This window comes from Cerasibacillus sp. (assembly GCF_036516575.1).
Classification (GTDB): Bacteria; Bacillota; Bacilli; order Bacillales; family Amphibacillaceae; genus Cerasibacillus.
In genome coordinates, this window is record NZ_DATBTY010000067.1 from 1 (window position 1) to 25,397 (window position 25,397).

At 36.5% G+C, this 25,397-nt stretch carries 27 protein-coding genes; 9 read left to right on the plus strand and 18 right to left on the minus strand.

Annotated elements, in window-relative coordinates; genetic code table 11:
• Window positions 1-187: 187 nt before the first annotated feature.
• Window positions 188-466: an amphi-Trp domain-containing protein gene (locus tag VIG73_RS11205; RefSeq protein WP_331641991.1), complete on the minus strand. Its 279-nt coding sequence runs from the start codon at window positions 464-466 to the stop codon at window positions 188-190.
• Between the two features lie 123 nt (window positions 467-589).
• Between VIG73_RS11205 and nadX the strand changes: the two genes are divergently transcribed.
• Window positions 590-1,378 carry an aspartate dehydrogenase gene (gene nadX / locus VIG73_RS11210; protein ID WP_331641993.1) on the plus strand — a complete coding sequence of 263 codons (789 nt, stop codon included), beginning with the start codon at window positions 590-592 and terminating at the stop codon, window positions 1,376-1,378.
• 266 nt (window positions 1,379-1,644) lie between these two features.
• Here the strand turns inward: nadX and nagE are convergent, their stop codons facing one another.
• The 8 genes from nagE to VIG73_RS11250 all read right to left on the minus strand — a co-directional run bounded on the left by nagE (window position 1,645) and on the right by VIG73_RS11250 (window position 9,683).
• A complete protein-coding gene (gene nagE / locus VIG73_RS11215; RefSeq protein ID WP_331641995.1) occupies window positions 1,645-3,108 on the minus strand; it encodes an N-acetylglucosamine-specific PTS transporter subunit IIBC in 1,464 nt (487 codons plus the stop codon).
• Window positions 3,109-3,145: 37 nt separating this feature from the next.
• Window positions 3,146-3,967: a PRD domain-containing protein gene (locus VIG73_RS11220; protein WP_331641997.1), complete on the minus strand. Its 822-nt coding sequence runs from the start codon at window positions 3,965-3,967 to the stop codon at window positions 3,146-3,148.
• Between the two features lie 13 nt (window positions 3,968-3,980).
• A complete protein-coding gene (locus tag VIG73_RS11225; protein WP_331641999.1) occupies window positions 3,981-4,481 on the minus strand; it encodes a PTS glucose transporter subunit IIA in 501 nt (166 codons plus the stop codon).
• A 255-nt stretch (window positions 4,482-4,736) separates the two neighbouring features.
• Complete coding sequence (locus VIG73_RS11230) at window positions 4,737-5,009, minus strand: GNAT family N-acetyltransferase (RefSeq protein ID WP_331642001.1); 273 nt, start codon at window positions 5,007-5,009, stop codon at window positions 4,737-4,739.
• A 94-nt stretch (window positions 5,010-5,103) separates the two neighbouring features.
• On the minus strand, window positions 5,104-5,667 hold the full coding sequence (locus tag VIG73_RS11235) for a DJ-1/PfpI family protein (protein WP_331642003.1): 564 nt from the start codon (window positions 5,665-5,667) through the stop codon (window positions 5,104-5,106).
• A 142-nt stretch (window positions 5,668-5,809) separates the two neighbouring features.
• Window positions 5,810-6,592: an alpha/beta hydrolase gene (locus VIG73_RS11240; protein ID WP_331642005.1), complete on the minus strand. Its 783-nt coding sequence runs from the start codon at window positions 6,590-6,592 to the stop codon at window positions 5,810-5,812.
• Window positions 6,593-6,728: 136 nt separating this feature from the next.
• Window positions 6,729-8,204 (minus strand): sodium/proline symporter PutP, encoded by a 1,476-nt coding sequence (gene putP / locus VIG73_RS11245; RefSeq protein ID WP_331642007.1) that lies wholly within the window; start codon window positions 8,202-8,204, stop codon window positions 6,729-6,731.
• 303 nt (window positions 8,205-8,507) lie between these two features.
• Window positions 8,508-9,683 carry an FAD-dependent oxidoreductase gene (locus VIG73_RS11250; protein WP_331642009.1) on the minus strand — a complete coding sequence of 392 codons (1,176 nt, stop codon included), beginning with the start codon at window positions 9,681-9,683 and terminating at the stop codon, window positions 8,508-8,510.
• A 167-nt stretch (window positions 9,684-9,850) separates the two neighbouring features.
• Here VIG73_RS11250 and VIG73_RS11255 point away from each other — a divergent pair, with 167 nt between their 5' ends.
• Genes VIG73_RS11255 through VIG73_RS11265 form a run of 3 tightly spaced genes read left to right on the plus strand, consistent with a single transcriptional unit; the run spans window position 9,851 to window position 11,725 of the window.
• Complete coding sequence (locus VIG73_RS11255) at window positions 9,851-10,123, plus strand: (2Fe-2S)-binding protein (protein WP_331642011.1); 273 nt, start codon at window positions 9,851-9,853, stop codon at window positions 10,121-10,123.
• On the plus strand, window positions 10,113-10,511 hold the full coding sequence (locus VIG73_RS11260; RefSeq protein WP_331642013.1) for a (2Fe-2S)-binding protein: 399 nt from the start codon (window positions 10,113-10,115) through the stop codon (window positions 10,509-10,511). The genes VIG73_RS11255 and VIG73_RS11260 overlap by 11 nt, the downstream gene beginning before the upstream one ends.
• Window positions 10,512-10,513: 2 nt before the next feature.
• Window positions 10,514-11,725, plus strand: coding sequence for an NAD(P)/FAD-dependent oxidoreductase (locus tag VIG73_RS11265; protein ID WP_331642015.1), 1,212 nt, complete (start codon window positions 10,514-10,516; stop codon window positions 11,723-11,725).
• A 515-nt stretch (window positions 11,726-12,240) separates the two neighbouring features.
• Here the strand turns inward: VIG73_RS11265 and VIG73_RS11270 are convergent.
• Both VIG73_RS11270 and VIG73_RS11275 read right to left on the minus strand, forming a co-directional pair.
• Window positions 12,241-12,660: a YugN family protein gene (locus tag VIG73_RS11270; RefSeq protein ID WP_331642018.1), complete on the minus strand. Its 420-nt coding sequence runs from the start codon at window positions 12,658-12,660 to the stop codon at window positions 12,241-12,243.
• Between the two features lie 67 nt (window positions 12,661-12,727).
• Window positions 12,728-13,819, minus strand: coding sequence for an MGDG synthase family glycosyltransferase (locus tag VIG73_RS11275; RefSeq protein WP_331642020.1), 1,092 nt, complete (start codon window positions 13,817-13,819; stop codon window positions 12,728-12,730).
• Window positions 13,820-13,900: 81 nt separating this feature from the next.
• Between VIG73_RS11275 and VIG73_RS11280 the strand changes: the two genes are divergently transcribed.
• Window positions 13,901-14,710 carry a metallophosphoesterase gene (locus VIG73_RS11280; protein WP_331642022.1) on the plus strand — a complete coding sequence of 270 codons (810 nt, stop codon included), beginning with the start codon at window positions 13,901-13,903 and terminating at the stop codon, window positions 14,708-14,710.
• Window positions 14,711-14,791: 81 nt separating this feature from the next.
• Here the strand turns inward: VIG73_RS11280 and VIG73_RS11285 are convergent, their stop codons facing one another.
• Window positions 14,792-15,331 (minus strand): YkoP family protein, encoded by a 540-nt coding sequence (locus tag VIG73_RS11285; RefSeq protein WP_331642024.1) that lies wholly within the window; start codon window positions 15,329-15,331, stop codon window positions 14,792-14,794.
• 153 nt (window positions 15,332-15,484) lie between these two features.
• On the opposite strand from VIG73_RS11285, the gene VIG73_RS11290 reads away from it, so the two are divergent.
• On the plus strand, window positions 15,485-15,736 hold the full coding sequence (locus VIG73_RS11290) for a hypothetical protein (protein WP_331642026.1): 252 nt from the start codon (window positions 15,485-15,487) through the stop codon (window positions 15,734-15,736).
• Between the two features lie 39 nt (window positions 15,737-15,775).
• Here the strand turns inward: VIG73_RS11290 and ftsH are convergent, their stop codons facing one another.
• Entirely contained in the window at window positions 15,776-17,593 is a 1,818-nt protein-coding gene (ftsH, locus tag VIG73_RS11295; protein WP_331642028.1) for an ATP-dependent zinc metalloprotease FtsH, read from the minus strand.
• Between the two features lie 479 nt (window positions 17,594-18,072).
• On the opposite strand from ftsH, the gene VIG73_RS11300 reads away from it, so the two are divergent.
• On the plus strand, window positions 18,073-18,891 hold the full coding sequence (locus VIG73_RS11300; protein ID WP_331642030.1) for a type II CAAX endopeptidase family protein: 819 nt from the start codon (window positions 18,073-18,075) through the stop codon (window positions 18,889-18,891).
• Between the two features lie 49 nt (window positions 18,892-18,940).
• Here the strand turns inward: VIG73_RS11300 and VIG73_RS11305 are convergent, their stop codons facing one another.
• Window positions 18,941-19,540, minus strand: coding sequence for a TetR/AcrR family transcriptional regulator (locus VIG73_RS11305; protein WP_331642032.1), 600 nt, complete (start codon window positions 19,538-19,540; stop codon window positions 18,941-18,943).
• Between the two features lie 152 nt (window positions 19,541-19,692).
• On the opposite strand from VIG73_RS11305, the gene VIG73_RS11310 reads away from it, so the two are divergent.
• Together VIG73_RS11310 and VIG73_RS11315 are read left to right on the plus strand one after the other, a co-directional pair.
• The gene (locus tag VIG73_RS11310) at window positions 19,693-20,601 is read left to right on the plus strand and encodes an ABC transporter ATP-binding protein (RefSeq protein ID WP_331642034.1); all 909 of its coding nucleotides are present in this window, start codon (window positions 19,693-19,695) and stop codon (window positions 20,599-20,601) included.
• Window positions 20,601-22,202, plus strand: a complete 1,602-nt coding sequence (locus VIG73_RS11315; protein WP_331642036.1) for an ABC transporter permease — start codon at window positions 20,601-20,603, stop codon at window positions 22,200-22,202. Before VIG73_RS11310 ends, VIG73_RS11315 begins: the two co-directional genes overlap by 1 nt.
• An 80-nt stretch (window positions 22,203-22,282) precedes the next feature.
• Here VIG73_RS11315 and VIG73_RS11320 read toward each other — a convergent pair whose 3' ends face one another.
• From VIG73_RS11320 to VIG73_RS11335, 4 genes are all read right to left on the minus strand, one after another.
• The gene (locus VIG73_RS11320; RefSeq protein ID WP_331642038.1) at window positions 22,283-22,912 is read right to left on the minus strand and encodes a response regulator transcription factor; all 630 of its coding nucleotides are present in this window, start codon (window positions 22,910-22,912) and stop codon (window positions 22,283-22,285) included.
• A complete protein-coding gene (locus tag VIG73_RS11325; RefSeq protein WP_331642039.1) occupies window positions 22,905-23,948 on the minus strand; it encodes a sensor histidine kinase in 1,044 nt (347 codons plus the stop codon). Before VIG73_RS11325 ends, VIG73_RS11320 begins: the two co-directional genes overlap by 8 nt.
• On the minus strand, window positions 23,945-24,670 hold the full coding sequence (liaF, locus tag VIG73_RS11330) for a cell wall-active antibiotics response protein LiaF (RefSeq protein ID WP_331642040.1): 726 nt from the start codon (window positions 24,668-24,670) through the stop codon (window positions 23,945-23,947). Before liaF ends, VIG73_RS11325 begins: the two co-directional genes overlap by 4 nt.
• Before the next feature lie 82 nt (window positions 24,671-24,752).
• Window positions 24,753-25,394, minus strand: a complete 642-nt coding sequence (locus VIG73_RS11335; RefSeq protein ID WP_331642042.1) for a PspA/IM30 family protein — start codon at window positions 25,392-25,394, stop codon at window positions 24,753-24,755.
• Window positions 25,395-25,397 lie beyond the last annotated feature (3 nt).

Below are 25,397 nucleotides of genomic sequence, written 5' to 3' on the forward strand. Positions count from 1 at the left end.
GGTGCGTATCTCACCAATGCAAGGGATGCGCAGTCAGTATTCAAATAAGAAAATGGTTGAACAACTTATTATGTGGTCAATGTTCGCCATGTTTTTTACCATACTAACTGTTTTTGTTTATTTGATGGTGCAGCTTATTTAAAAATAAAACAACGCATACGTTATTACCTCGTATGCGTTTTTCTTTTTAATCTATACGTAATGTTTGTTTCCTGTCTTGTCCTTCTTTCCATTCTAATTCAAATTCTAGTTCATATTTTCCATTTCGTTCTTCTAATTCAATTTCTAATGTAACCGTATCAGAAGGCTCTACTAATTGAGATTGATCGCCTACATGTAATGTAAAAGAACCTTCATTCTTCAGTTTTGCGGCAATGGATTCAAGGAGAGACGCCGCTTGTTCACGTGACATTTTTTCTTCATAATCGACGAGAATATTTGTTTGTGGCTTTCTTTTTTCTACCATCTTAATCCCTCCTAAATTATTATAACTTTCAATCTTATTATATAATGAATTAGCTTTTTTATCATCTTAATTGATTAAGATTGATATAATAGGACTAAATGTTGAGAGGAGCGAGCAACCATAATGAAATTAGGATTAATTGGCACAGGAACGATTGGTAGATTCCTACTTGAAAACATTAATATAAAAGGTATCATCCCAGATTGTAAAATAACAGCGGTTTTAGATGAGAGGCCAAAAGCTAGACATGAGCTTCCAAAATTAGCAAAGACCTTTCATTTTACATCTTTTTACAGTGTTAAAGAATTTTTGCGGTCAGATGTCGACTTGGTCATAGAATGTGCAAATGTTAAAACAGCACAACAATACGCCCCCATCGTGCTCAAAAATAAAAATATGTTGTTAATTAGTGTAGGGGCACTTGTTGATGTGAATTTACTAGGTCAATTGGATAACTTAACAAAAACAAATCGTACGAAATTATATTTACCTCCAGGAGCAATTGGAGGGCTCGATATGATTCAAGCGGGGAAAGTGTTGGACGGATTAAATGAAGTTGTCCTTGAAACCCGTAAACCTGCCCACGCTTTATTAGAAGAGCAAGTTGAATATGAAAAAATTGTTTTTTCCGGAAATGCTAAGTCTGCCATTGAAAAATTCCCAAAAAATGCGAACGTCGCGATTACCCTATCATTAGCTGGATTGGGGATTGATAAAACAAAAGTAAAAATCATTGCCGACCCACAGATTGATAAAAATATCCATACAATTAAAGGTAGAGGCGATTTCGGTGAGTTCATGATTCGCTTAAAGAATAATCCTTCGCCTACCAATCCAAAAACAAGTTACTTAACAAGTTTAAGTATCTTATCGACAATTAATTCATTACAAAAACGGATTGTCATTGGGTAAATGCAAGGTGTAAGATAACATTGAACACAATGATATATAATTCTAAGGATTTGCCGGGAATTAGGTTGCATTGAATGCAGTAATGGTATACAACTCTGAGAAATAGCTTGGACTTAGGTTGCATTGATTGCGTAAATATTATTTAATTACACGAAAAATAGCCACGTTATATATAATTCAAAGATTCAACACAGACACTCATAACTGTCTAATAAAAAAGGAATGCTCATGTTTAAAGAGCATTCCTTTTCAAACCTATTCCCAAATCATTTACGAAGTTTATTAACTTCATCTGCAACGAACTGTACATTTGTTCCAACGATCACTTGGATACTATTTTTTCCAACGATATGTGTGCCTGGAACACCAGTCGCTTTGATTTTTGCTTCATCAACTTCACTCATGTCCTTTACTTCTACCCGGAGACGAGTTGTACAATAGTCAACAGAGGTAACGTTTGCGTCGCCACCTAATCCTTCATAAATTTGAACGGCCATGTTTTTGAAGCGGTTTTCTCCTGTTTCAGCTTCTCCGTGTGCATCTGGATCTAATTGTTCAACCTCTTCTCTTCCTGGTGTTTTCAAGTCAAATTTCGTAATTAAGAAACGGAACAAGAAATAGTAAATAACCGCGAAAACAAGCCCTTGAACGAGAAGCATATACGGTTTATTCGCTAATGGTAATGGTGAACTGAGTACAAAGTCTACAAGACCGGCACTAAATGTAAAGCCTGCTGTCCATTGAAAGAATGCTGCGATTGCTAAAGATAACCCTGTTAAAATAGCATGGACAAAATAAAGCGCTGGAGCTAAGAACATAAATGAAAATTCAACTGCTTCTGTTACTCCAGTGAAAAAGGCAGCAAACCCAGCTGCTAACATTAAAGAAGCAACTTGTTTTTTACGTTTTGTTTTGGCCGTATGATACATCGCCAAAGCGGCTGCTGGTAAACCGAACATCATAATTGGGAAAAATCCTGCTTGATACATCCCGGTTACACCTTTAACACCCTCACCAGACCAGAATTTATTAATATCACTTATTCCAGCAACATCAAACCAAAATACCGAGTTTAATGCATGATGAAGTCCTGTCGGAATAAGTAAACGGTTGAAGAAACCATACAGTCCTGCTCCAGCAGCACCTAATCCACTAATAGATTCTCCAAAGTTTACAAGAACAGAATAGACAAATGGCCATACGAAATATAAAATTCCTGAAGTGATAAGCATCATGACAGATGTCATAATAGGAACAAGTCGTTTCCCACTAAAGAATGCTAAAGCATCAGGCAATTGAACATGATGAAAACGATTGTACATATGTGAAGCAATAATACCAGATAAAATTCCAATAAATGCGTTACTAATCTGACCGAATGCCGCATTAACATTTTCAGGATCTGTGTTTTGGAATAAAGCAACTGTCTCTGTTGAAAGTAATGTAGTTACAACTAAAAACGCCACAAGCCCGCTAAGTGCAGATGCACCATGTGCTGCGGACCCATCTTTATTTCTAGCCATACCAATTGGGATACCTACTGCAAAAAGGATAGGTATATTGTCGATAATTGCGGCTCCTGATTTAATAAGAAAGGCAGCTAATAGGTTATTTGCTCCCCAACCATCAGAGTCAATCCAATACCCTATCCCCATTAAAACAGCTGCAGCCGGTAATACGGCAACAGGTAACATTAACGAGCGACCTAGACGTTGCAGATACTTCATCATTTTTAATTCCTCCCTATTTAAAATAAATATACTAAAATCAGGCCAAAACATTTTTAATTCGTTCGATGTGCAACGTAATATAGCCTAACTCTTCTTCGGGCAATGCAATGTTATATTTGAGAGAAACTGCTTCAGCAATCTCTTTCGAACAACGATATGATTCAGGAAATTTCTTTTTAATCATATCTAACATATCCTTATCTAGCGCATAGACAGACTGACTAACACGATCTAACATATAATAAAGGTGCGTAATCAAACGCTCATATGCTAAATCATTTTTGGAAATATTGATTTTAAGGCCTTTCTCTATCAAATGGACAATCTCACCGACGATAGTTGTTAATTTAACTGTTTCGCGCAAATCACCTCCCCTAATTTTCATCGTGTGAACATGAAGTGCAATATATGCCGCTTCATCAACCGGCATATCAATTTCGAGTTGTTCTTTAATATGCCGAATTGCCCAAAGACCAATCTCAAATTCTTCTCGATAAAGCACTCTAATCTCAGATAACAGCTTATTTCTGAGCTGGATACCTTGTCTTTCTCTTTCAATCGCAAACGAAAGATGATCTGTAAGCGCTAAATGGATGTGACTGTTTAATTTAGTTTGTAGTTGTTCTTCAGCATAAGCAATAATATTTTCAGATATGATGAAGTGCTTTTCTGGTATCCGCTTAAGTAATTGTTCAAACTTTTCATTTTCCTCCAAGACAAAAATCTTCTCAATTTTATTCAAATTAACTAAATCATTTTTACCTTTTTGAAAACCAACACCAGACCCAATAACTATTTTTTCCTGTTTATCTTGTTTTATCATGACCGCATTATTATTTAATACTTTTGTAATGCGCAATGAGACCACATCCTTATTGTTGCTTAACCGTTAGCAAAATCGAATCGGGCGCTTTAACTTCCTCCGCATCTGTTATTGTATATTCTTTATTTGTATCATTAAGACTGCTTGTAATAACAATTGGTGTGATAGTATCTTTCGCATGCTGTTTAATAAATTCAAGATCGAATGTCATGATTGGGTCACCCGTTTTTACCGTATCACCATTCTCGACATGAACATTAAATCCTTCTCCTTTTAATTCGACGGTTTCTAATCCAACATGAATTAAGATTTCCGTTCCATCCTGGGCACGCATACCAATCGCATGTTTTGATTTAATCACTTGAATGATTTCCCCATCAACAGGAGAAAAAACATGACCATCTTCTGGTAAAATTGCAACACCTTCCCCCATCATTTTTTGACCAAATACAGGGTCAGGTACATCTTCTAGTGGCACAACTTCTCCACTTAATGGAGCATATATTTCTAATTGTTTTGTTTCTTCCTTTTTAAACCACTTTTTAAACATTGTTGTCATCCTTCCAATATATAGAGTATGGGCTAATAACAGCCTTTCCATTAGTTTTATTTTTATTAATGAAAAAAGGCATGGGATACGAAACAAGCCATATTAACTGCTTGCTACATGTATCGCCATGCCTGATTCAACTCAGTCACATGAGATTAATATTTCATTTACTATATCTAAGATACCATGTTAATTTATTTTTTCCAGTACTTTTCTTATAAATTTTGAAGAAATCTGTGAATGTTTATAGCACGTTTAAACAAATAGGTCGCGATGTTCTGGATAGCGCCGCTTAAAAACGTCTACATATGAACATTCAGGAACAATCTTTTTATTTTCCTTTTCAGCATACTGTAATACTTCCTCAACAAGCTTTTTAGCAATGCCTTGTCCTCTTAATTGTTCTGAGACAAATGTATGATTGACAACTAATGTATCTTCTTTAGGGATAAAGGTAATCTTAGCTAATGGTTGCTCTTCGTTTTCACCAATAAAAAACTGATTATTTCCTTGTTTAATTTTATTCATGATGTACCTCCTAGCTTAGCTTAAATTAAATATATTTTTTTGAGCTGGATAAGCATAATGACACTATAAAAATTCATTTCAATTTCAGTACTTATTATTCTCCCTTACAAAATGCCAATGCATGACGCGCTTCTTCTTCGTTCCTCCATAAATTTAAAAAATCTCCAACTGCAATTGTAAAGTAAGAAAAAGAACTCCCTTTCGCAGTAATCACGTTGCCATCCAGTTCAACTCGTTCGCCTGTATACGTTGCATTTGAAAAATGTTCTTTATATTGATTAAATGTATGTTCATTACAAGTAAATTTTTTATTATTAAGTAACCCTGCTTTCCCTAATAAAACAGCCGAACCACATATGGAAGCTATGGGGATACTTAATGAATAAACTATTTTCAAGAAATTGATTAATGCCTCGTTATTTAATAATGGATCAAATGTATCACCACCAGGCAAGATAACTAAATCAAATTTTTCTATATTTATACCTGATAACGGTAAGTCTGGTTTAACAGATAATCCACCTAAACTAACGACATCTTTTCCCTCTACAGAACCCGTCAAGACATGATAATGCCCTTTCTTTTTAAGAAAAAACAACAAGTGACCTATTTGAAAATCAGCATAATCATCATACACTAAGAGTAAAGCCTTTTTCACATTTTAACCCCTCTCCAAAATTAAATGATATTTACCTCTATCATAATGAGAATTGGCTATATGATGTGATATTCTAATGATGTAAAATCATCGCCTTAATTTTATATCTATGCTGATATTGAAAAAAATTATGGTAAATAATCTATTCTCGTAAAAACTCCGATACGACTTGGATAAATTTCTCAGGCTCTTCAACATGTGGGGCATGGCCGGATTTTGTAAATACCATTAATGTTGCCCGCGGAATAAGCTCACTAATTTCACGACCGTCTTTTGGCGGATTTAATCCATCATATGTTCCACTAATAACAAGGGTTTCAGCTTTGACTTCGGATAAATTGGGACGGAAGTCAAATCCTGTTAATGCTTTCCGAGCAACTTGTTGTTCTTTAGCCGACAATGTCAGTTCTCGATTCTCAGTATCATGAAGCCATCTACCGACTGCTCGTAAATCATAAAACATATATTTCGCTAGTCGATTCATTTGTTGTTCGAAAGACATTCCCTGTAACTCTTCAGCATGTTCAGAAAACAATTGAGACATAGATGATGTTTGTCCATGAGCCTTTGCTCCAATCAGTATCATCTTCCCGACACGATGTGGTTGTTTGATAGCCACTCCTTGAGCGATATAACTTCCCATTGAGACACCTAATAGATGTACTTTCTCTAATTCAAGCGCATCCATTAAGCCAATGATATCGCTTATGTGGTCTTCTAATGTGTACTCATCTGGTCTATCTGAGTTACCGTGTCCACGGGCGTCGACAACAATCACATGATAATCTTTCTTAAAAACATTCACTTCACGCTTAAAACGTTGATGATGACTCGTTAATCCATGCAATAACAATAAGGGCGGATTTGCTTTATCTCCTGCTTCTTGATAAAAAAGCTTAATTCCGTTCACCTGAATGACAGGCATGAAAATCACTTCCCCATAATATCTTATATTTCATTATACAGCGTTTTCAAAAAGATACGAATATCTAGCTCACAAGTGTTATACAACAAAAAAAAGGCATTCATCATCGTAATAACCAATGATGAATGCTCTTTTTTTATTTCATATTCTTTGCCAGTTGTTCTTCCATTTCATTAAACTGTTCTTCTACTTTTGGATCATCATTTGTCGTTAATAAACTAACAACAATGACTGCTAACAAACTTAGGAAGAAGCCTGGAACCATTTCGTAAATAACTTTTGATAATCCAGTTGTGATCCAAATAATAACAGTCAGACCACCGACAGCCATGCCCGCTAAGGCACCCCATTTCGTCATTTTCTTCCAATAGACACTGAGTAAAATAACTGGTCCAAATGACGAACCAAATCCAGCCCATGCTTTACCAACAATATCTAATATCGTATCATTTGGTGTATAAGCGAGTACTAAACTGATAATCGCTACGACTAAAACAGATAGACGACCTACTAAAACAAGTTGTTTATCTGTCGCATCTTTTTTCAAAAATGTACGATAAAAGTCCTCTGTTAAAGCACTCGATGTCACAAGTAATTGTGATGATACCGTACTCATAATTGCTGCTAAAATCGCTGCTAAAATAAATCCAGTGACAAATGGATGGAATAAAACGTTTGCAAAAACAATTAAGACGGTCTCTGGATCACCGAGTTGTCCTGGACGATCATTGAAATAAGAAATCCCGATTAATCCTACAAGCATCGCACCGATTAGAGAAATGGCCATCCAACCAATCCCAATGCGGCGTGCTACTTTTAAATCTTTAATATTTTTGATTGCCATAAATCGAACAATGATATGGGGTTGTCCGAAATACCCTAATCCCCACGCAATAAAGGAAATAATCCCCAATACACTCGTTCCTTTAAATAAGTCCAAGCGAGAAGGATCAATTTGCTTAATATCAGTCCACATTGCCGTCGGTCCACCTATTTCTGTAAAAGCAACAATTGGAACTATGACCAGGGCAAGAATCATAATGACACCTTGGACAAAGTCTGTCCAACTAACAGCAATAAATCCTCCAAATAAGGTATAAATAACAATAACACTAACAGTTACAAATAATCCCATCTCATAACTTAATCCAAATGCACTCTCAAATAATTTCCCACCTGAAACCATTCCTGCTGATGCATATAAAGCAAAAAAGACAAGAATAACAATTCCAGAGACAAGTCTAAGAATGTTAGATGAGTCATTGAACCTGTTCTCTAAATAGTCTGGAATTGTGATAGAGTCATTAGCAACTTCTGTGTACGTTCTTAAACGAGGTGCTAAAAGAATATAGTTAAAGTAAGCACCGACTGTTAAACCGATGGCTAACCAAGCACTAGCAATACCAGTTGCATACATGGCTCCTGGTAATCCCATGACCATCCAACCACTCATGTCAGATGCTCCAGCTGATAACGCTGTTACGGCAGGACCTAATTCTCTTCCGCCAAGCATATAATCTGATAAGTTGGATGTCCTTTTATACGCCCATAAGCCAATCATTATCATCGCTAACATATAAATCCCTAACGAAATAAAAACTTGATAATCCATTCATCTCTTCCTTTGTGTCAGACTTTTCCGCTTTATCTTAATAAAACATATGATGAAAGGGTTTTCTTCATAAACAAAAAAATAATCATCTATCTCACTGTGTTTATTTCCATGACGAAAACGCTTTTAAAAATTTAATAAAACATAATCCCTTTCACAAAATTATAGATATTAAGCGAAAAAAGAAATAAAATTTTGTTTTTTACATGTAGTTAACATTATCATATGTTTTACAAATAATCCATTACTTTGCTGTTGTATAACAAAAAGGGGATAAACATCCCCTTTTCTAAAACGCACTTATTATGCAGTTGGAACCTTTTCAAAGCGGTCAAATCGTAATGGATCAACTGGAATAATTGTTTCTTTTTCTGTTAACATTTCTTCGATTATTTTTCCAGTAACAGTCGCTAAACTAATCCCGTCTCCTTCGTGACCCGCTGCGATGAAAAATCCTGGGATACTTTCTACTGGAGAAACAATTGGTAAATGATCCTCTGTCCATGGTCTAAAACCAGTATAAGCGCGAATCATATTAAAATCATCCATTTTCGGGAAGAACCGTAGAGCACGTTTTGCCATCGCGTTGACAACATTGATATTAACACGTCCATCAAAGCCAGCAAACTCACGACTACTTCCTAGTAAAAAGTTTTGACTTTCAGTAGGTTCTAGTACTAAAGCAACACCGTATTTTAATGTTTCTGGATCTGCAATACGTTCGCGTTGGAATTTATTCATTAAATAACCGAATTCCATCACATTTCGCATCATCACTGGCTTTTGGCGTGACCCGACCATAATATGCCCTTTACGGGGAACAATCGGGATGTCTATTCCAAGCATTTCTCCGATATATGGTGCCCAGACGCCAGCTGCGTTTACGACTTTTTTAGCTGTAAAGGTACCATTTGTCGTTTCAATAATAAAGTCATCTTCTTTTTTAATATTTGTTACTTCTGTCTGTGTATACAGTTTCAATCCATATTCTTTCGCTCGATCCACTAATGAATAACAATATAAATAGGGGTTAATTAAAGAGTCTGTCTCACATTCTAAACCACCAGGAATATCATCAGCGAAGTATGGCGATTCTTGCCGAATATCTTCACGATCTAGTAAATTAAATTTTAGTCCTGCTTTTTTCTGAATGTCAACCCATTCAGCTGCCGCTTCCATTTCCTGATCATTATCACAGACAAGAATACTACCTAATTCCCTATATTCGAATGGTAGATTTAAATCATCTTTTAATTCAACCGTCAGTTCTTGACTAACGAGCGACATTTTACTATCGAAGCCGGGGTCCTTATCAACAATCGTAATATTCCCATCACAACGAGATGATGTACCACTGGCAATATCATTTTTTTCAATAAGCATACAGTCCAAACCGGCTTTTGCAACATAATAACTAATCGCACTTCCCATAATTCCGCCGCCAATAATCGCTACCTCTGCATGTCTTCTTTGAGCCATCTTCATATCCCCTTTGCTAGCTGAAATATATTTTTTAAAAGACTTTATAAAAATTTTTATATAAAAGATTAAATCAATTCTATCATATATGTTAAAATAGCATTAAATAAGATGTCAATCTTTTTTAAAATAAAAATGAAAGCCATTACAATAGGGGGATATTGCGTATGGATCATATTACCATTTGTAGATGTGAAGAAGTGACGTTAGAAGACATCAAAAACACAGCAAAAAAACATCAATGTACTGCTCGGGAAATTAAATTGCGGACACGTGCAGGCATGGGCTATTGTGGTGGACGCACCTGTAGACCGGCTGTAGATGCTGTAATGGAACAAGTTACTGGAGAAAAGCCAGGTCATGATATTCCATTAAAAGTTCAACCACCAGTGCGCCCGGTATCTTTATCAACGTTAAGGGGGAAGCAAGATGAGAAATAACCGAAGAATCGTTGATCACCCTGTTCTAGGGAAGTTGTCTGATAGAAAAGAAATTACATTTACATTTGATGGACAAACATATACTGGATACGAAGGGGACACGATTGCCTCTGCATTACTAGCAAATGGTGTTCGCACATTACGTGTTCATGAAGAAAGTGGTAAGCCTCGCGGAATTTATTGTAATATTGGACACTGTTTTGAATGCCGTGTCAATGTTAACGATGAGCCGGGTGTTCGCGCCTGCTTAACAGAAGTCAAAGATAATATGGTTGTGAAAAGTGGGCGTGTCTTACCATCGCCACTTGTTTCAACAGTAAATGATACTCTACCTCGTACGTATGCAGAGTTTATCGAACAACAAGAAGATAAGAAGGGAGAGGTGTAACAATGTATGATGTTATTATAATCGGTGCCGGTCCTGCTGGTTTATCTGCGGCAATCGCTTGCCGTGAATGGGATGTGCACGTTCTTGTTATCGATGAATTTGTCAAACCAGGTGGGCGCTTACTTGGGCAATTACATGAGGAACCAACTGGTGAATGGTGGAATGGAATTGAAGAAACGAAACGCCTAATGAACAAAGCAGAATCATTAGATACAGATATTCGTTGTGGTGTATCTGTTCATCATGTTGAAAAAGCAAATGACGGATTTGTTGTACATACGAATAAGGGAAATTTTGAAGCGGGAAATGTACTGATTGCTACAGGAGCCGCTGAAACGGCTGCTCCTGTACCTGGATGGACATTACCAGGTGTGATGTCTATTGGAGCTGCACAAGTTATGACAAACGTACACAGAGTACGCGTTGGTGAAAAAGGCGTGGTCATCGGTGTCAATGTCTTATCGGCGGCCATTGCTCGTGAATTACAATTAGCAGGTGTTAACCTTCATAGCATGATGTTACCTGCAATGAATCCAGTTACTAAAGAGCATGCTCACCCAAAAAAAGTTATGGATGGACTCAGTCGAATTGCTCATCTTGCACCATCAGCATTCTTACGTTTTGGTAGCCGGTTTACTAAATCGGATTTCGTACGTAAAGTCGCGACACAATTTTATCCAAAAAGTGGGGTTAAAATGTGGGGCATGCCGATCCATTTACGTAAAGCTGTAACGCAAATTAACGGGAAAGACCGTGTTGAATCGGTCACAGTTTTTGATGTAACTGCTGATGGGAAATTAATTAAAGGAACGGAAAGACGAATCGAAGTTGACTTTGTTTGTATTGCCGGTGGACTATACCCACTAGCTGAACTTGCTTCTGTTGTAGGTCTTCCATTCCAATACTTAGAAGAACTCGGTGGTCATGTTCCTGTTCATAATGAAAAAATGGAGACACCGATTGATGGGGTTTATGTTGCAGGAAACATTACGGGAATTGAGAGTGCTAAAGTGGCAAGAGCACAAGGGACTGTAGCTGGCTTATCCATTGCTAAAAAGCATGTTGCAGGTAAAGCAGATCTCGACTATCGCTTACTGCAAGCAACTGAACAAGTCAAAACGATTCGTAACGAAGCAACCATCCAATTCCACCCACACATTTCTGAAGGCCGTGAAAAAATGGAACAAGCTTACCGAAGAATTGTTAATGCTTAGATTATTGAATTATTGTAGAAAAATACACGGAGCGTCTAATAAGTCTAAAATTGACTTATAGCGCTCCTTTTTGGATGGCCAAAAGGTATTAATAGATATGGAGGCATGAAGGCACTTGCATGAGGGTGCTTATAGAGCATTGCAACACGCAAACAAACTTTTATCCGCATGATTGGCTAATATTAATTCACTATATTGTGCCGGGCTATTGTATCACATTGAACAACTCAATCGTAGGTAACCCGAAGAGTATGAGCGTACTTAGCTCGCATTGAACAACTCAATCGTATGCAACTCAAAGAATCTAAGCGTACTTAACTTGCATTGAACAACTCAATCGTGGGTAACCAGAAGAATCTAAGCGAAATTAGCTCACATTGAACAACTCAATCGTGGGTAACTCATAGAACACGAGCGAAACTAGATCACATTGATGCACTCAATAACATATAACTTACTATCTTACCAAGCACTTGTTTATCATTAAAACAACCACAAACAACTCGAATAGCCACTTAAGCATGTAAAGGAATTTCGTTTAATACAAACTGAACTGCTCTCATACCAATATCTTCCCATTGCTGTTCATGCCTAATATTGCCGTCTCTATCTAGTGGTTCTTGAAATTGACTAAAGCCTGTAGCAGCAAGCAAGGAATTTTCATCTCGATCGAGACCGACATGAACGACATGCTTAATCACATATGGTGTTCTAAATTGAATAAATGCATCAGGACTATCAAGATGTCCCTCTATAACCGTAAATGGTAAACGAATATAGATTGTTTCGCCGCCCTCTCGCCATAAAACACCATCAAATTTTCCTTTATCATATTCCCAGTTCCCACAGAGAACATACCCATGTTTCCGTAAAGTTTGCTCCACTTGGCCAAAAACAGCTTTCTTACCTTCTAGTGGTGTTTGTAATTTAATCAAATTCTTCACCCTTTAATTGTTTTTATGGTTATTATTTACAAACATTCCCAATACCATACTGAAACAATCAAAATAGTAATGAAAGTGGGGGTTGTTTGAGACTTGCAAGATATTTTTCCACATGAGAGAGATAGTTTTTCTGAGCCTGTTGATCATTGAAATAATTTATAATTTGTTCCTCAAATTGATTGTCATCTAAATTAATCGGCATGATAAGCCCTAACTTTAATAATTGTTGTTCATTGATCTTTTCCTGACCGGGCAAAACATGATAAACGAAAATTGGTTTTTTCTTATGTAAACATTCACTAATCGTAACCCCTCCTGGCTTTGTTAAAACAGCGTCGACTTGATCATATAATAATGACATTTTTTGTGGTGATGATATATACGAAATGGGTGTGATATGAGAATGATTTTCATTTTTTAACTTTTGATATAGAGCATTATTTTTTCCACAAAGGATATAAAAATGGAGCTTGTCTCCATTATATTTAAACAAATGATCCACCATATTAATCCCTAAATTACCTCCTGATACAAGCATTTTGATTTGTTTTTTTCTTTGAATGAGTGGAGCTCGTCCCTGTCGAAAGGCTGGATGAACTAAAATACCCGTAACAAAAATTTTATCCTGCGACACACCTTTACGGAGAAGCTCATCTTTAACCATTTGGGATGGTACAAAATGGAAATCCACTTCTGATAATCCCCAGACACGATTAATAAAGAAATCAGTATAGGCATTCACAATAATCGCATGGCAATTGCCTTTTTGTTTTAAACGGTTAGCAATGTTTGATGGTAAGGCATGTGTACAAAATAAAATATCAGGCTGTTTTTCTCTTAACATTTTTTTGAAAAAGGGGAGAAAAAATGTCCCGTATAACGTATTTTGCTTTTCTTTCCGGTTTGTTTGTACAGAAGATCGAACGTATAGCCAATGATAGGAATGAGGCAGATACTTAATCCATGCTAGATAGATTTCCGATATGACAGATTCTAAATTTCCATAACTGTATGATAAAATATCAACTTTTTCACATTGAGTGGAGCACTGTATTTGCTTTAACATCGCTAACAAGGCATTAGCTACTTGATGATGTCCTGAAGCGATGCGCATAAATGGAAGAAAAAGGACACGTTTTTCGGTTGACATTTATTTCACTCCTTTCAAACAAATATTACCAATGAAACGCCTCATAAAGCCGTGTTATAATCCTACCGAGGAGGAATATCTATGTTGTTTTTTATTCTATTTAGTTTATTAGTTATTAGTTTTCTTTTATATAAAGCCAAAAAAAATACAGCAGATATTAACATCAATCATATTGATTTAACGGACAATAATTCGAAAGACTCGTTCTCAATCTTGCATTTATCAGACCTTCACATGGAAAACATTTCCCTGACACCTAATGATTTAGCCCTAAAGTTAGAAAATAAACAAATTGATTTAATCGCCCTTACTGGTGATTTTCTAGATCGTAAAAAAAGTATCCCTAAACTCATTCCGTATTTAAAAGTCCTTCAAAATATAAATCCTAAATATGGCATGTATGCAGTTCTAGGTAATCATGACTACGTATTAAAAAAATCTTCACTTGAAAAGTTAATTGATGTCCTTGAACAACATAACTGCCCTGTCTTACAAAACGAGAGTCGCACCATATCTGTTGACGGAAAAAATATTAATATAATCGGGATTGATAACTATAGTACGAACCATAGCGATATTGCACAAGCGTATAAAAAGATTCAGCCTGGAAAGAATATTGTACTCACACATGACCCGAATATTGTACTTGAAATGGAAGGTTATTCATTTGATTATTTGATGGCTGGACATTTTCACGGTGGACAAATTTGTTACCCAAAGGCTTTCCATCTCGCTAAAATGGGGAAACTCCCTCGGAAAAATATTATTAAAGGTTTACACCGCATGCATAATGCTTCATTTTATATTAGTGAAGGTCTCGGACAAACGGGTGTTAATATCCGTATCGGGAGCCGCCCTGAAATTGCGTTTCATAAGCTTTCGATTTCATAATTTTAAAAGGGGGAGGGCAAGCCCCTTTTTACATTATGCGCTCTACATCCTACTACAAAATTTTATGCTACTCTACAGTACTTAGCTTCTAATATACTGATTTTCCAACGTACTCCTTGACATAAACAAATAGACTGGGTCTTTAGGGAGGGAGGCATTTGACAAATAATTAATTGGTAAGAAAGTATATTTTTTAAAATGGCGATAATAGCGGTTTTGAATGGGATAAACTTCAAATCCTAAACGATCTGCTCCCCGATATAACATCGTAATACCGATGATTGCTTTCGTTTTGCGATTCTCTTCTTTTTTCATGAAATCGGCTAAATGATACAACGAACTCCGAATCGTTCGATATAAATGTAAAGCTTTTTGAATATCACTTTCCATTAAGCGAAGTTCACTAACGAGCCGAACATTGTGTAGGTGGATTTTTAAGAGCATATCATTTTTTCTTATCATTGTGCCATCTTCTAATATTACTGGAGAACCTTTATAACAAGTAGGCCGCACCCTTAAAATTGTATTTTCTTGAGATAAGTCTGGTACATAACATAAGCGTGTACAGTGAAAATAAAGTGGGTCAATCATATTCCATAATTGCACTAAATAACTTTTCATGTTCAGATTCCTTCCAATCAATATTACGGTTATAGTTTGTCTTTTTTTATTAAAAAATATGATTGGAAAATATTATACGGAATATTTTCGCTGAGCTATAAAACAATAAGATTGCGTAGATTCATTTAAAAATATGAAAAGGAGTGTGGGCATATGAATAATCGTCGTGGAATGATGACAACGCTCTTAACAATTGGTGCAGCGGGCGCTGCTGTTTACGGTATAACAAGAGGAATTCAAAATGGAACATTCCAACAAATGGGTAAGCAATTCCAAAATATGATGAATAATACAGGTATTCAAGAAGTTACTAGTACGTTAACAAACACATTACAAGGAGCACAAGGGGCAACAGGTGGAACTACGCAAGCATTTGATAATACGAGTACGAGTCAAGATTTCTAAAAAGAAACACCCGATGAAACATTTCCATCGGGTGTTTCTTCATTTCTTTTCCAACATTCTCGTAAACTCTTCCCCAGACATCGTTTCATTATGGAACAAATATTCAGCTAACTCATGTAGCTTTTTCATGTTTTCTTTTAAAATCTGGGTTGCTTGTTCATGGGATGTTTTAATAATTTTCAGCGTTTCTTCATCAACTTTAGCAGCTGTCTCTGCTGAAACGGTTAGAGATGTCTGTCCACTTAAATATGGATTATTAACCGTCTCTAATGTCATCATATCGAACGTGTCACTCATACCGAAACGAGTAACCATTGCACGAGCGATTTGGGTTGCTCGCTCACTATCATTTGCTGCACCTGAAGTAACGGTATCAAAAACTAATTCTTCAGCAGCTCGGCCACCCATAAATGTTGTTATTTTGCTCAACGCTTGCTCTTTCGTCATTAATACGTTCTCATTTTCTTCCACTTGCATTGTAAACCCAAGTGCTCCTGATGTTCGTGGAACGATTGTAATCTTATGAACAAGTGCGGAATCACTTTGTTTTGCTGCAACAATCGCATGACCAATTTCATGATAAGCGATTTTTAGTTTATCTTGTGTCGGTATGACAGCATTCTTTCGTGGATAACCTGCAACGACGACTTCAATAGAAGCCTCTAAATCATCTTGTAATACTGCATCTCTTCCTTGACGAACAGCACGTAAAGCACCTTCATTGATAATATTTGCTAAATCGGCACCTGATGCTCCTGGTGTTGCACGAGCAATCGCTTGTAAATTAACAGTCTCATGTAAGGTTACCCCTTTAGCGTGAACCTTTAAGATTGCTTCACGCCCTTTAATATCTGGAAGCTCAACTGGTACCCTCCGATCAAAGCGCCCCGGGCGTAATAATGCTTTATCTAAAACTTCCGGACGGTTTGTTGCTGCTAAAATAAGCACCCCTTGATCGGCATCAAATCCATCCATTTCTGCCAACAATTGATTGAGTGTTTGCTCTCGTTCATCATTTGTACCGGGGAATCCTGTATCACGGCTTTTCCCTATTGCATCTAATTCATCAATAAAAACAATACAGGGCGCTTTTTCTTGTGCTTGTTGAAATAAATCTCTAACTCGAGCTGCTCCCGTACCAACAAACATCTCAACGAATTCGGACCCTGAAATCGAGAAAAACGGGACCTTTGATTCTCCAGCTAACGCTTTAGCTAATAACGTTTTCCCTGTTCCGGGTGGCCCGACAAGAAGAACACCTTTAGGCATCTTCGCACCAATTTTTTTGTACTTTTTCGGATTATGTAGAAAATCGACAATCTCTAATAAAGCTACTTTCGCTTCATCTTGCCCAGCAACATCATCAAATGATTTTCCTGTTTCGGATTCAATATAGATTTTCGCATTACTTTTTCCAAATGTCATTGTACTGCGCATATCGCCCATATTATTACGCATTCGTTTAGCAATAAACCGACCAATAATAATAAATAGAATAATTGGTACGACCCAAGATAAAATAAACAGGACAATCGGTGAACTTTCCTTTGGGATGATTTTCGTAAATTTCACGTCTGCTTCATATAGTCGTTCAACCAATTGTGGGTCGTCAACAGCACCTGTTTGATATGTTTGATCCCCTTTCTCAACAGATGTGAAAACAATATTATTTTCTTTAATTTCTGCTTCAGAGACTTTCCCTTCTTCTACCATGCGCAAAAATGTGCCATAGTCTACTTCCTTAATCGAATAGTTCGTAAAAGCAGGGAAAACAAACGTATTTAAAAGGATCACCACGAGTAAAATAATTAGAAAAAAAGACATACGTGGTTGTTTCTGCGGTTCCACTTCCTTCATTGTAAACGCTCCCTCACCATCTATTAAAGCAAGTGTACCATAAAATTCTAACTATTTTACACCGAATGGTGAACAGAGTCTGACAGTTTGGAGTTATATAAAGGATTGTCATCCATAACTATTTATTCGGATCTACTTTATCCAATAATATCGTCACCGTTGTTCCGACACCACGTTGTGATTGAACATCAATTTCACCATCGTGTAAATCGATAATTGCTTTAGCGATACTCATGGATGGAGATATTCTCTTTGTTTATGGTATCATAGGAATATTCTTACTCCTTTTTATAAATTAAAAAGCTAAAACTTTACTTATTTGGGGAATATCTTAATTATTTTGGGAGCAGGAAATTTGCTAGGTAGGTTTATTTAGAAAAATTCCGTTATGGTCCGTTAGAAAAAGTAACGCGCATCATTACATACTTCACATGGCCGAAATTCATTAAAAAAAACACTCAACAACAGGGGGGATGATTATGTTTGAGGAAATGAAATTAAGAAGCTTTATCATTTATCTAGTGATTGCCTTTATTATTTTAGGTGGGACACTGTCTATTTTAAATCTTGAAAGTAATATGTCCGCTGAGATGATAGCAACACTCATTATATTTGTTCTTTTTCCTTTGTTTTGGTTTAACATTCAAATGAAAAAACATGACATGCATTTAAAAGATGTCATCTCATGGTCAGGAGTGACTAAGAAAATGCCGTCACTCTTGCTTATCACATTAACAATTATGTTATTTTCATTATCCTTCTTTTGGATTCAAACGTATCTATTTTCTATTATTGCACCTGAATTTGCCAAGAAACAGTTATCTTTTGCTGTTGAGATAAACAAAGAATATGAGAGTGCCACAGGTTTACAAATACTCGGCGTAATCTTAAGCACATCTTTAGTAGCTCCAATTGCTGAAGAGTTTATTTTCCGAGGATTCTTCTTAAAACGTATTGCCAAAAAAACGAATATCATCGTTAGTCTCATCATCACGAATGTACTTTTTGCTATACTACATGTTGATTATATTGGGGCCTTTATGTTTGGACTACTTTTATCATTAATCTATTTAAAGACGAATAATTTATTGCTACCGATTCTTATTCATTTTTTCAATAATTTTTCTTTAAGTTTACTAGCCCTATTTAAAGTACCGATGCCTGACTTCCTTAATTACACAGACATTGATCAAGTAGCTAGCTTTATGATACCTAATTTAATCATGGGGCTCATATCATTGCCGTTTTTAGTCTATTATCTTTATACATACCGACTCAAAAAACACCCTACCGTCTAACTAGAAAATCTGGAAATCCAGGCAAGGTCACTAAACCACTGCCTGGGTTTCATTTGCATGATGTGTCCTCACTTTTACCTGCAATGCCGAAAAAGAAAAGCTTTGTAAAATCTTCTGTTATGGGCAAGATGTTTTGAATAACATCTTCTTGCTGCATGTATTCTTTAAACATTTTTATATACAATAATATCGCTTCATTTGAAATCGATTGGTCTATATATCCCTGTGCCTTTCCTACCTCAAACAATTCCATAAATTGTGGAAGAGCCTTTTCTTGGTACACTTTTTCGATATAATTACTCCCAGCTGAATATTCCTCCATGATGTATTCAAGAAATTCTCCACTAATCTGATTAGCTACTTGTTTTTTATCAAAAATAATCCTTTTTATCTTATCAGGAAAAGGCATCTTACTTTTAAATAAACGGTCATATTCTCCCCATATTTTATCCACATAGTAAATAATGACTTCATAAATGAGTTGATCCTTACTACCAAAATAATTGTATATTGTCACTTGTGAAACCGATGCTCTATCGGCAATTTCTGCAATCGAAACTTTTCTTACACCGTGTTTCATAAATAATTCAAGTGTAGCTTCTAATATATCCTTTTTCTTTCTTTCCCGCCGACGCTCAAAACCATTCATTTCTTTCACCTCATCATTAGTTTAATAAATGTTTTGTAATAAAACAATAAAAATATTTCACAAACTATTGATAACAACTCTGTATTTGTATATTATGAAATATATATAGTGTAATATTTCATAAATTACCTACGGAAAGGGAGTTTGGGTATATGTCTGTCATAAAAACAACGAACTTAACAAAACGATTCGGAAAGTTCACCGCTCTGGACGGCGTTAATATTGATTTAAAAGAAGGGGAAGTGTATGGTTTCATCGGTCCCAACGGTGCTGGAAAGTCAACAACAATCCGTGTATTGCTCGGTATTTTAAAAGCAACGGAAGGCGAGGCAAAAATTTTTGGAAAAGATGCTTGGGCAGATGCTGTTGAGATTCATAAACGGATTGCCTATGTTCCTGGTGATGTGAATTTATGGCCTAATTTAACAGGTGGAGAAGTCATTGATTTATTTGTAAAACTTCGTGGCAACAACAATAGAGGCCGGCGTGAAGAACTTATTCAAATGTTCGATTTAGACCCAACGAAAAAAAGCCGAACATATTCAAAAGGAAATAGGCAAAAAGTGGCTTTAGTTGCTGCCTTCTCATCTGATGCTGATCTATATATTTTGGATGAACCAACATCAGGGTTAGATCCGTTAATGGAACAGGTTTTCCAGCAATGCGTTATGGATGCAAAAAGAGCAGGCAAAAGTGTGCTTCTTTCCAGTCATATATTATCCGAGGTAGAAAAATTATGTGACAGAGTCGGCATTATTCGGCAGGGGAAAATCATTGAAACAGGTACACTAGATGAATTACGCCACTTAACGCGTACGAACTTAACAATTAAAACAAAACAACCGTTGAAAACTTTGCATGAAATCAAAGGTGTATATGACATACAAAATAAAAATCAGGAAATTTCCTTCCAGGTTGATACTGAAGAACTCGATACAATTATTAAGCATGTGAGCCAATTTGGTATTGTCAAACTAGAAAGTGCTCCTCCTACTTTAGAAGATTTATTTATGCGACATTATGAAAATAAAGACGACACAAAGGTAGGAGGAGAATCCTAATGGCTAGTCCACTCTACAAAAACACAGGTTTTCTAACTAAATTAATCATTCGGCGTGACCGTATCCGGATGCCTTTATGGCTCATTGGCATTACTTTTTTCACATTAATGGTGCCAATTGCATTTCAAGATTTATATTCGACTCAACAAGAAAGAGATGTCATGGCAGAAACAATGGAAAACCCTGCCATGACAGCAATGGTAGGACCAGGTGTTTTAGAACATTACACAATCGGTGCCATGACAACACATCAAATGTTATTATTAACATCTGTCGTTGTTGGGCTCATGAGTATTTTGCTTGTCACGCGCCATACACGAGCAGATGAAGAAGATGGCCGATTAGAAATGATTCGCTCTTTACCAACTGGACGCTTAGCTAATATTCATGCAACATTATTAATGTTAGTCATAATAAATGTGGTTTTGGCGCTTATTAATGGATTTGGATTATATGCACTTGGAATAGATAGTATGAATTTAGAAGGGTCTTTATTATATGGTGCTGCTTTAGGAGTAACTGGGATTTTCTTCGCAGGTGTGACAGGAGTCTTCGCCCAACTTTCTGAGAGTTCTCGTGGTACGATTGGTTATTCGATTGCTGTTTTAATCATCGCCTATCTCATTCGTGCGATTGGCGATGTAAGTGATGGTACGTCATCCATGTTTTCCCCTTTAGGTTGGATTACAAAAACAGAAGCCTATTCAGCAAACAATTGGTGGCCGATTTGGTTGACATTAGGTGTATCAGTTCTCTTAATCTTGCTCGCTCATTTTTTAAATGCCGTCCGCGATTTAGAAGCGGGATTTTTCCCAGCAAAACCAGGGAGAAAATATGCATCTCGATTTTTACAAAGCCCACTTGGGTTAGCTGTTAGACTACAACGTAATGGAATCATTGCTTGGGCGATTGGGATGTTTGTATTAGGACTTTCTTACGGTTCAGTATTTGGCGATTTGGAATCTTTTTTTGAAGGGAATGATATGCTAAAACAATTATTAGCTGCCGATGAAGGATCAAACTTAACAGAACAATTTATTCCGATGTTGATGATTGTTATGGCTATCCTTGCAACAATTCCAACATTAATGGCGATGCTTAAACTAAGAAGCGAAGAGAAAAAGAATCGCATGGAGCATTTACTTAGTAAAGCTGTCTCACGTCATAAACTCATGACAAGCTATCTAATCATTTCGATCGTGAATGGATTCGTGATGATTTCCCTTGCAGCTATCGGTCTTTGGTCTGCTGCAAACGCGGTCATGGATGAAGGTATGGCATTCGGAACGATCTATGGTGCGGCACTTGTCTACTATCCCGCCATGCTTGTCATGATCGGCTTTGCTGCACTATTAATCGGCTTTCTTCCAAAGTTAACAAGTATAATCTGGTTCTATTTATTATATTCCTTTATTGTTATTTATTTAGGCGGACTATTTCAATTCCCGGATTGGGTCGGAAAACTATCGCCTTACGGGTATATTCCAGAGATTCCTGTTGAAGAAATGGATTGGTTGCCGATTATGAGCTTAAGTATCGTGGCTGTCGCACTAATATTGATTGGGTATATTGGTTATAGGAAGCGAGATATCGAAGGATAGGTCCTTTAGAATAAAAAACATCGAAAGAAATCGTAGTCCATTCTTTCGATGTTTTTGTTATGCGCAAATTTATTTTTCTATTAAACAAGGTCTTGTTTAAAAGCGTAAATAGCCGCTTGGGTTCGGTCTTGCACTTGTAATTTACCTAATATATTACTGACATGGACTTTCACTGTTTTTAGAGCAATAAACAATTCGTCAGCGATTTCTTGATTTGTTTTCCCCTCTGCGATTAAGAGTAAAATTTCCATTTCCCGATCTGTTAGTTGGTCGTGTAAATGGTCCACTTGCTTTTCACGCATTTTAGACATGATTTTTCCTGTTACTTCAGGTTCAAGAATCGATTCCCCACGGTAAGTCTTACGGATGGCATCAGCGATTTCACTTGCTTTTGATGTTTTTAACATATAGCTTTTTGCACCGGCTTCCAGCGCAGGATATACTTTGTTATCATCTATAAAACTAGTCACAACAATAATTTTTGCTTCAGGCCATTGTTCCATTATTTGCCTTGTGGCTTCAATCCCGTCCATCTCTTTCATGACAAGATCCATTAAAATGATATCTGGTCTTAACTCTAATGCCAAACGGACAGCATCTCCACCATCATCAGCTTCGGCAATCACTTCCATATCAGTTTGGGATGATAAATAAGCAGATACACCGATTCGCACCATCTCATGATCGTCAGCAAATAAAATTTTAATCACGTGAGTCACCTTCCTGATTAATAATTGGAATCTTTACTTCGATACGTGTCCCTTCATCTGGCAAGCTAACGACCTTAAAGTTGCCCCCTAATTCACTCGCACGTTCCCGCATATTATTTAAACCATAGGCACTTGCGCGGATATCATTCATATTAAAGCCAATCCCGTCATCTACAATCCGCAAAATAATTAAGTCATCTCGTTTTATAAGTAAAACGTCTAAAGAAGATGCCTTCGCATGTCGTAACGTATTCGAAATGGATTCCTGTAAAATACGAAAAAGTTGATCTTCAATCCCCTTGTCAGCATGAAACGGTTCAATTTTCCAGTTAATCTGAAGTGGCACTTTTTGTGTTAACTCAACTAATAGTTCCTCAGAGCCTTCTTGAAGGGACTTCCCTTTTAAAGCAACAGGTCGCAAGTGTAATAAAAGAGCACGCATTTCAAGTTGAGATTGATGAATCATCTTTTCAACCATCTGTAATTGCCGTTTCATCGTTTGATCCTTTGGCGGATTTGTTTCGTTAATTGCTGACATCATCATAGAAGCCGCAAATAATTGTTGGCTCACTGAATCATGTAACTCACGTGCTAGTCGATTACGTTCTTGGGCGACAATTTCTTGTAAGCTTTTCTCTCGTTCTTGTGTTCTTTCTGTCGCTAAACGTTGTGAGTGTTCAGTTTGCTCTCTAATTTTTAATTGTAATTGATTTAAATGCTCTGTGATGGTTTCTAATTCAGGATAATTAATGGAATCACTAGATAATTTATGACCTTTTACAAGATGAGCAAGTTCTTTATCTAAATATTTTAGACGCTGTCTCCAGTACCAACCAGTCGATAAGCCAACGATGCCTCCTGCCACAACAGGAATACTTAATACGTAGAATAAAAACGGTAGGTCTAATATTTTCATCGTCCAAATAAGCGACCAATCTTTTATAGGAAAGGCAATAAAGACGACACCACCAATTCCGATGGTTAATAATAAACTATATAAAATGGTTGAAACCATATGTCTTAATATTATATTCATATCCGTCTCACCTCAATATCTCCAGAGATGACCGAGGTGATGATTTTCACTCGCGGATACGATGTCTGATAGCCTTCTGTTTCATAAGCAATCGTTTGATTCACTAATTTTCGATGGTGATAATCAAAAATATTAACACGACCAAAAACTGAACTATGATGAATAGACACTTCCACTTCGTAAGGGACGTATATTTCAATATTACCAACTAAATGACGTATCGAAATAACAGCTGTATCATCTGGAAGAAATGTGTTACTCAAATCAATGACACGATCACCAAATGCACTATGAATATTAATATCACGCCATTTATATGGCGTTTCACTTGTCCGTTGTTCTCCAAAAAACTGATGGTCAAACAATGGTTCAATCTTCAATAATAATTCATCACTATCACGCTCTTCTGGTTCGGGTTTAATATAAGTGACATCATCTTTTCTAATAATATAATGATAAATAAAAAGTAAGATACCAACGATAATTAAAAAACGAACAGCTAACATGTTTAACAGTTCGAAAAAAAGTGTCATTAAACCAATCCAGAAAATAACTTTCCCCCATAACTGAGAAAAATTTTTCCAACCAAAATAAACCATCGCGCCCGAGAATAATGCAGGTACAATCATACCACCATGAAAAAAAGACATTTCAATAATCAGGAGGATAACCCCTATTATCAATATCCAATTAAAAATATCCGTCGATAAACGTTGAAACATAGAGGCTCCTCCCTTCACTTAGATTTTATGCACAAGCTAAAACAGACGTATATATATACGCCTGTTTAGTATATCATTTTTTTCATTCTACGACATCGTGTTCTTTCTCGTTTAATTCTTTCTCTAATTGCGCCATCTTACTATCAAATGTGCTTCGATCATATGCACGATTAACTTGATATTCTAAACCCTCGATATACCGTTCGATTTCATAGAATCGAGAAAAATGTTTATCTGACGTATCATGAATGACCCGATTGATTTGATGGCTTGCCCGTGCAATATTTTCACGACCCATAAGCTCCATACGGCGCAATTGCATATCTTTTAGCTTATGCTTCATCTCTTCATATTTTCGTTCTAATAAATCAAGTTGTTGCTGCGCTTCTTCTCGAGATGCTTTCATGCGTTCAGCACGCGCTTGATATTCCTGATATTCTCTCATTGCAAAAGCATACATCTCTTCTTCCCCTGCTTTTTCTGCAATACCAGCTTGTTTCAAACGCTTATCAGCCATATCCTGTGCACGTAAATATTCACGTGAAAATTCATCTTTTAAACGATACTGCCTTGAAATTAAGTGACGGACTTTTTCAGTTTCCCGTTCACTCTGACGTAAATAATGATTCAAAGCGGCAATCGGATTTTTCTGCTCCTTTTTATCTAGTAAATCGTGTAAATCTGCTGTAATCGACTCTTTAATCCGTGTAAAAATATTTGTCATCAT